The 6,952-nt window shown below is 54.9% G+C and carries 8 protein-coding genes; 3 read left to right on the top strand and 5 right to left on the bottom strand.

Annotated features, from left to right (window positions below; translation table 11 throughout):
• Positions 1-266: 266 nt before the first annotated feature.
• Positions 267-1,433 carry a GGDEF domain-containing protein gene (locus tag B4U49_RS01855; protein WP_078082881.1) on the top strand — a complete coding sequence of 389 codons (1,167 nt, stop codon included), beginning with the start codon at positions 267-269 and terminating at the stop codon, positions 1,431-1,433.
• Here the strand turns inward: B4U49_RS01855 and B4U49_RS01850 are convergent.
• On the bottom strand, positions 1,423-1,704 hold the full coding sequence (locus B4U49_RS01850; RefSeq protein ID WP_078082880.1) for a putative hemolysin: 282 nt from the start codon (positions 1,702-1,704) through the stop codon (positions 1,423-1,425). The two genes, B4U49_RS01855 and B4U49_RS01850, sit on opposite strands and share 11 nt — an antisense overlap.
• A gap of 71 nt (positions 1,705-1,775) precedes the next feature.
• A complete protein-coding gene (locus B4U49_RS01845) occupies positions 1,776-2,162 on the bottom strand; it encodes a DUF2750 domain-containing protein (protein WP_078082879.1) in 387 nt (128 codons plus the stop codon).
• A 243-nt stretch (positions 2,163-2,405) separates the two neighbouring features.
• On the opposite strand from B4U49_RS01845, the gene B4U49_RS01840 reads away from it, so the two are divergent.
• Positions 2,406-4,235: a cation:proton antiporter gene (locus B4U49_RS01840; protein ID WP_239692430.1), complete on the top strand. Its 1,830-nt coding sequence runs from the start codon at positions 2,406-2,408 to the stop codon at positions 4,233-4,235.
• Positions 4,236-4,329: 94 nt separating this feature from the next.
• Here the strand turns inward: B4U49_RS01840 and B4U49_RS01835 are convergent, their stop codons facing one another.
• The 3 genes from B4U49_RS01835 to B4U49_RS01825 form a co-directional block, all read right to left on the bottom strand.
• Positions 4,330-4,785 carry a hypothetical protein gene (locus tag B4U49_RS01835; RefSeq protein ID WP_143735474.1) on the bottom strand — a complete coding sequence of 152 codons (456 nt, stop codon included), beginning with the start codon at positions 4,783-4,785 and terminating at the stop codon, positions 4,330-4,332.
• A 117-nt stretch (positions 4,786-4,902) separates the two neighbouring features.
• The gene (locus B4U49_RS01830) at positions 4,903-5,457 is read right to left on the bottom strand and encodes an NlpC/P60 family protein (protein ID WP_078082877.1); all 555 of its coding nucleotides are present in this window, start codon (positions 5,455-5,457) and stop codon (positions 4,903-4,905) included.
• A gap of 199 nt (positions 5,458-5,656) precedes the next feature.
• Positions 5,657-6,142 carry an arsinothricin resistance N-acetyltransferase ArsN1 family B gene (locus B4U49_RS01825; RefSeq protein ID WP_078082876.1) on the bottom strand — a complete coding sequence of 162 codons (486 nt, stop codon included), beginning with the start codon at positions 6,140-6,142 and terminating at the stop codon, positions 5,657-5,659.
• 109 nt (positions 6,143-6,251) lie between these two features.
• Between B4U49_RS01825 and B4U49_RS01820 the strand changes: the two genes are divergently transcribed.
• On the top strand, positions 6,252-6,952 hold a 701-nt coding region (locus tag B4U49_RS01820), incomplete at its 3' end, for a PilT/PilU family type 4a pilus ATPase (protein ID WP_143735473.1).

Below are 6,952 nucleotides of genomic sequence, written 5' to 3'. Positions count from 1 at the left end.
TCGAATCCCTCCCTCACCGCCATTAAACAAAAAAGCCCGGCTAAAAGCCGGGCTTTTTTGTTTAACGACGATGAGGTCGGGTGAGAACCCTCGCGGGGTTCGATCAACTCGCCAAAGCGAGTTGAGACCGAGGCGAAGCCGAGCCCGCAGGGGCAAAACACGCACAGCGTGTTTTGAGTCAATCCCTCCCGGTTACTCTATGAGCTTCACAAGTGCAACGAAGCCAATCCCTTCCTCATCTCCACCCTCTCCCAAAAAAATAAAAAATGAACACACAAAAGCCCACCCTCGAACAGCAAGTCCGGGCCCAGAAAATTGCCAGTGTGTATCGGCATACCTGGACGCTCTCAATCAGCCACCCAATTGCAGGCGCCTTGCTTGTCGCCCATTTCTGGGATGTCGCTCACCCGCTACCACTTCTGCTTTGGTTCGCGGCAGTGATGCTGGTTGCCGTCGCGCGGGTGCCGCTGTATTGCCGCTACCGCAAACACGAAAACGATATCGCCCAGTGCCGGCGCTGGGGATATTACTTCGCCGCCATGTCAGCACTGCAGGGCACTTTGTACGGTGTGGCCTGGTTTGCTTTTGTTCCTGCAGGAGATCCGTTTTATTTATCGGTGGTGTGCCTGTGGATTATGGGATTGAGTGCCTGTGCGGTGGTGGGCTATGCCGCGGATCCGAAGACGCTGTTGGCATTCTTTATTCCGGTGGTTGTGCCCGGAGGAATACTGCTGGTTCTGGATGGCAGTGAGCGCATGCAAATCCTGGCGGCCGCAATATTGCTGTATAGCGTGGTGATCCTGCTGGCGTCGGCGCCAGTGTATCGCTCTATGGTCCGCTCCATCGAATTGAATATGCGCCTTAAGGAGCTCTCCGAACAGGATGGGCTTACCGGGCTGGCCAATCGCCGCCATTTTGATGAAACCCTGCAAAAAGAGCTGGATCGCGCAGCGCGGCGCAATCAACCGCTATCGCTGTTGTTGCTGGATATCGATCACTTCAAGGCTTACAACGACCACTATGGACATGTTGCGGGTGATCACTGCCTCCGCCTGGTGAGCGATGCCATTGCCGGATGCGCCAGGCGCAGCGGCGAGCTGCTGGCGCGATACGGAGGCGAGGAGTTCGCGCTGCTGCTGCCGGGTAGCGATAAGGCGGAACTCGCCTCAGCCGTCGAGCGGCTGCAGCAGGCAATTTGTGAGTGTGCCATCCCCCATGAAGGTAGAAACGACGGGGTGGAGTTTGTCACCGCCAGTATCGGCGGGACTACCGTGGAAGATGCGTATGGGGGGTACCCGGCGAGTCCCGAGCACCTGATCGACAATGCGGATACCGCGTTGTACATGGCGAAAAACCACGGTCGAAATCAGTATCATTTTTTCTGCAGGCGATCGGGGCAGCTGGCTGGGGCCGAGCCGTGCGCTATTCCGTAGCTTCAACCGGTTCGCAGCGCTTTTCTTTCATCAGAATCCAGGCATCGCATTCTTTGCCGTCCGGTGAGATACAGGTGGCGACCTGATCTCCGGAGGGCAGTGTCCTGGTCTTCGGGATGCCGCCCATTTCCGCACAGTGTTCCGCGGCGGGGTTTGGCATGTCGACGGGCTTGCCTTCGCCACTGCCGCCCTGTGGGGTGCCGTCGCACGCTTGCAGACAGGAGAGTGCGAAGGCGGAGAATCCCACAATAATGTAGTTCTTTCTGTTCATACCAGCAGGCTTCCTTGCATTGCTTGGTAATACTTTAGTCCGCAGATCACCGGTGTCGGCAGTGGGGCGGATTAAAACCGGTCCAGTTCGTCGCGCAGATCCTGCTCGAGATCCTTGGAATCGGTGATCCAAACGCTGTTGTCGGCTCCTGGAAACACGCCTACCTCGATTCCGTCTTTATCCAGCCCCGGCAGCCAGCGATTGAGGAACTGGGGCAGGGGAATACTGCGTGCGGTAAGATCACTCTCTCCCTCTGCATAGGCTTCGGCGAATGCTTGTGACGGCCACAGTGGCAGGTACTCGAAGCCGCCCTGTTCGTCGGAATGCAGTTTCAGGAAGTGCTCATCGCTGTTAATCAGAATCCAGACTTCACGCTCTTCTCCGGTAACGTCCAGAAAGTATTCATAGCGGGCTTCGCAATCCAGCTCGAGGATCGCCTGTAGTTCTTGTGTGCTCATGGTTTGCCCTTTTGTAAATCTTGGCTGGTGGTGCAAGCGGCTGGCACGGAGGTGAATTGGCGCCATCGCTACATCCCGGGTATCAGGGGATGCACTCTACACCGGTATTCACTTTATACGGGATTGCAGAGAACCGATAGCTGCCAGTGCGGCTTGTGTAATTATGAGTCATTGAATTCCAGGGGCGATTCGCTAACTTAGCATCAGTGCTCGAATAACTAGCTCAATCGGCAAGCCATCTCTATGCAAGAACTGATCTCGAACCCAATGGCCCTGTTAGTAATGGTGGGGATCGTGTCGATTGCGTGCCAGTATCTGGCGTTCATGCTCAAGTTGCCGGCGATCCTGCCACTGCTGCTGGCGGGGATTGTGTTGGGGCCGATTACCGGAGTGCTCGATCCCGACGCGCTGTTTGGCGATCTGCTGTTCCCGCTCGTATCTCTGGCGGTGGCCATCATCCTGTTTGAGGGTGCGCTTACCCTCAAGTTTTCCGATATCGCCGGGCACGGCACCATGGTGCGCAATCTGTGCACACTGGGTGCCCTGGTAACCTGGGTAATCGCCACGCCGGCTGCTCACTATGTGCTCGGTATGCCGATGCAGCTGGCCGCGCTGTTTGGTGCCATTGTCACCGTAACCGGGCCGACGGTGATCGTTCCCATGTTGCGTTCGGTGCGCCCCAATACCCGAATCTCCAATATTCTGCGCTGGGAAGGTATCGTCATTGACCCTATTGGCGCACTGCTCGCGGTATTGGTGTACGAATACATCGTCGCTTCGCAAAATGCTGTAGAGCACACCCTGGTGATTTTGCTGAAAGTGGTGGCCATCGGCTTTGGCCTGGGTTCGCTGATAGGCTACTTCCTGGGTACTCTGCTCCGGAACAACTGGGTACCGCACTACCTGCGCAATACTGCAGTGCTGACCCTGATGCTGGGCGCCTACGCGGCCTCCGACCTGATGGCCCATGAATCCGGTCTGCTCACGGTCACCGTGATGGGCATCTGGATGGCCAACATGAAGAACCTGGACGTCGACGATATTCTCGAGTTCAAGGAAACCCTCAGTGTACTGCTGATTTCTGCCCTGTTTATTCTGCTGGCGGCGCGGGTGGAGTTTTTTACCCTGGCACAGCTGGGGTGGGGCGCGCTGCTGGTATTGGCGGCGATCATGTTTGTCGCGCGGCCGCTCTCCGTATTCCTGTCATCCCCGGGCTCTGGTCTGAACTGGCGCGAGCTGGCAATGCTCAGCTGGATCGCCCCGCGGGGTATCGTCGCTGCCGCGGTATCCGCGCTTTTCGCCCTGAAGCTGGAACCGTTCGGGCTGCCCAAATCGGAACTGCTGGTGCCGATGGTCTTTCTGGTGATCATTGCCACCGTCGTCCTGCAGAGCCTGGCCTCCAAGCCAATCGCCAAATTACTCGGTGTGCGCGCCCCTTACCCCAACGGGTTCCTGATTTTTGGGGGAAGCAAGTTTGCGCGCATGCTGGCGAAAGACCTGATGGAAAAAGATATTCCGGTCAGAATCGCCGATACCAACTGGGATGCCATACGCGAGGCGCGCATGGAGAATATTCCCACCTACTACGGCAACCCCATCTCCGAGCACGCCAGCCTGACCATGGACCTTTCTACTGTGGGCAAGGTATTGGTACTGTCTCCCTACAAGCAGTTGAATCCGCTGGTGACCTATCACTTCGAGCATGTGCTCGGCGATGGTTCAGTACTAGGTCTAAGCCATGGCTCGCAGGAAGGGCGTGCGAGTCATCGGGTCTCGGATGAATATGCGAAGAAGTTGGAGCTTTTTTCAGAAAATGCCACTTATAGCCGCATCGCCAGCTTGGTAGCGAAAGGCGCCACTTTAAGGACTACGCGCATTACAGAGGCCTTCACTTTTGACGACTATAGGGAAACTTACGGTAATCGCGCAACAAAGCTTTACGCTATCGACCCACAGGGCAGAATTCATATTTACACCGTTTCCCATGATATAAAACTCAGGGAGGACTGGCAGATTGTCAGTCTGATTACGCCAGAGGAGTCAAAGGAGGCGGCAGTTAGCCTCGCTGTTTAAAGCTCCCATCGGTATTTTGTTATTCGATGCGGGGGGCTCTAATCTACTCTGGGCACGCTTGTCGTTATCTCCGAGGAGAAAAGGTAAGAGTTTTTTATTTTACCTTGATGTAGGAGCCCAAGTAATCAATGACCCGGAAGTAGTCTTCGCTCACGCTGGAAGAGAAAAGGAGCTCTCCTCGAGTGGCGTGTTTTCCGGTCAGGTAAATTTCATTGCTACCGGTCGGCCTAGAGCTGTAGTCTTGCGAGATGGCGGGGGAGCTATCTCGCTGCAGGTATTTGCCTCTGTAGGAAAATGTTTTTTGCCAAGTGAGGAAAAAACGTTTCTTGATGGTGACTGTTTCTTTGCTTTCGTCTACATGCAGCCAGGTTTTGTAAAATGCTGCCCCCCAAATGAAAAAACTGAGTAAAACGGCGAGGCTGATCAGTGGAATACTTTCCATTTTGTAACCGGGGAAACCAATTCCAGCAATAGCGAAGAGGGAGAGTAGAAACAGGGCGAGCTTAGCCCTAAATGGCACGGTGAAACCTGTCTCCCAGCTTCTATCCATGATGAATGTATTCCTAGAGCTTATTCGCACATTTGTACTTTGTATGAGCGTAACATAATCTTTTGCGAGGCGAGACTCGCGGTATTCTGTTTTTACCGGTAACCGGCTGGTTACCGGTTAGCTATTATTCTTGAGATCCAGCCTGCGCGCGCGCCAGTAGCGGCTATTCCAGTAGTGTTCCGATAAATGGGAAATGGTTACGCCGCGAGATACCGACGCGTGAAGGAACTGCCCATTCTCGATATAGATGCCCACATGCCGCCCCCTGCGGCCGGTCTTGAAGAACACCAGGTCTCCCGTGCGCAGCTGGTTGCGCTTGATGGCCTTGCCGGCCTGGGCCTGGTATCTGGTGGTACGGGGAAGCTGGATGCCCATGTGATCGCGATAGGTGAGTAATACCAGCGCCGAGCAGTCGATACCGCGCTTGCTCATACCACCCAATTGATACCGGGTACCCTTCCACTCTTGATATTGCTTGTACAGTCGCGTTTTGACTAACTCAGAAGGCGAGGGGGATGGTTTGGGGTTGGGTTGAGAGGGCTTGACTTGGGGGAGTGGTGCCTGTTGTGAGGTGTGGGGCATGTCTTCCGGCGAATACTGGTAGGGAGCCATGCTACATCCGGCGGTGGTGATGATCGCAAACAAGTGGGGTAGTAGCAGTCTTCTTTTCATGGGGTACATCTGTGCGATCACGGCAATCGGCGCCGACGAGTGGCGTCCGGATTGATTTTCTTATTGTGCACTATCGTACCAACTAAAGCTGAACGCGCCCTGAATAGCGATTTTGGCTAAAAATTGCTCTATCCACATTGATGTCGGAATCAGCATCTGGTCCCACCGGATCGAGCCATGTGCGCAGAAGACTTCAAGATTACAGCAGGCACTGCCAGTACCCTACATCCACCCACTGATCGAACTTTCGCCCCACTTCTTTGAAGTGCGCCACCTTTTGCATGCCGAATTTCTCATGCAGCGCCACGCTCGCCGTATTGGGCAGCGCGATCCCGCAGATCACTGCATGAATACCCCGTGTCTTCAGTTGTTCAAGTAATGCCTGATACAGCCTGGAGCCCCAGCCTTTAGCAGTAACTCTCGGGTCTAGGTAGACGGTAGCTTCTACTGAATACTTGTACGCACTACGACCTTTCCATTTTGTGGCGTAGCAGTAACCAATTACCTGATCGCCGTGTTCTGCGACCAACCACGGAAGCTCGTTGTTGCCACATTCCTCGATACGGCGCGCGATCTCATCAGCTGAGACCGGGTCTAGTTCGAAGGTAATGCAGGTGTGCTCAATATAGTGGTTGTATATCGAGGCGATACGTTGAGCATCTTCAATTACCGCTTTTCGGATCATTCGCCACCTCCTGTTCCGCACCACATTCAAAGTATTTTTCTTTGCCGCGTGTCACAGTTTTCGATAAGCTTTGCGATCGATGATTTTCGCGCCAGCAGGAACTGTATCAATGGATTTTACCGGTTATCTCCGTGTACTCGCCAAAAATGATGGCTCTGACCTCTACTTAAGCACTGGTGCACCGCCCTGTGCCAAGTTCCAGGGGGTACTGAAGCCTCTTAGCAAAGAGCCGCTTGGCCCCGGTGAGATCGAGAAGATCGCCATGGACATCATGGACGACGAGCAGCGCGATGAATTCAAGCGCGAGTTGGAAATGAATCTGGCAATGACGATCCCCAATGTGGGACGCTTCCGGATCAATATTTTCTGGCAGCGCAATCAGGTTTCCATTGTTGCGCGAAATATCGTCACCGAGATTCCCAAGTTTGACGACCTGAAACTGCCGCCCATCCTCAAGGATGTGGTGATGGCCAAGCGCGGCCTGGTGCTGTTTGTGGGGGGGACCGGCTCGGGCAAGTCCACCTCGCTGGCCGCGCTGATTGACCACCGCAATACCAACAGCGGTGGCCACATCATCACCATCGAAGACCCGGTGGAGTATGTACACCGGCACAAGAAGAGTGTGATCAACCAGCGTGAGGTGGGAGTAGACACCCGCAGCTTCCACGCCGCACTGAAGAATACCCTGCGCCAGGCACCGGATGTGATCCTGATCGGCGAGATCCGCGACCGCGAGACCATGGAGCACGCCATCGCATTTGCTGAAACCGGCCACCTGGCGATTTCCACCCTGCACGCCAACAACGCCAA

It is taken from the genome of Microbulbifer mangrovi (assembly GCF_002009015.1).
GTDB lineage: Bacteria > Pseudomonadota > Gammaproteobacteria > Pseudomonadales > Cellvibrionaceae > Microbulbifer > Microbulbifer mangrovi.
This window is presented reverse-complemented; position numbering and strand designations above follow the sequence as displayed.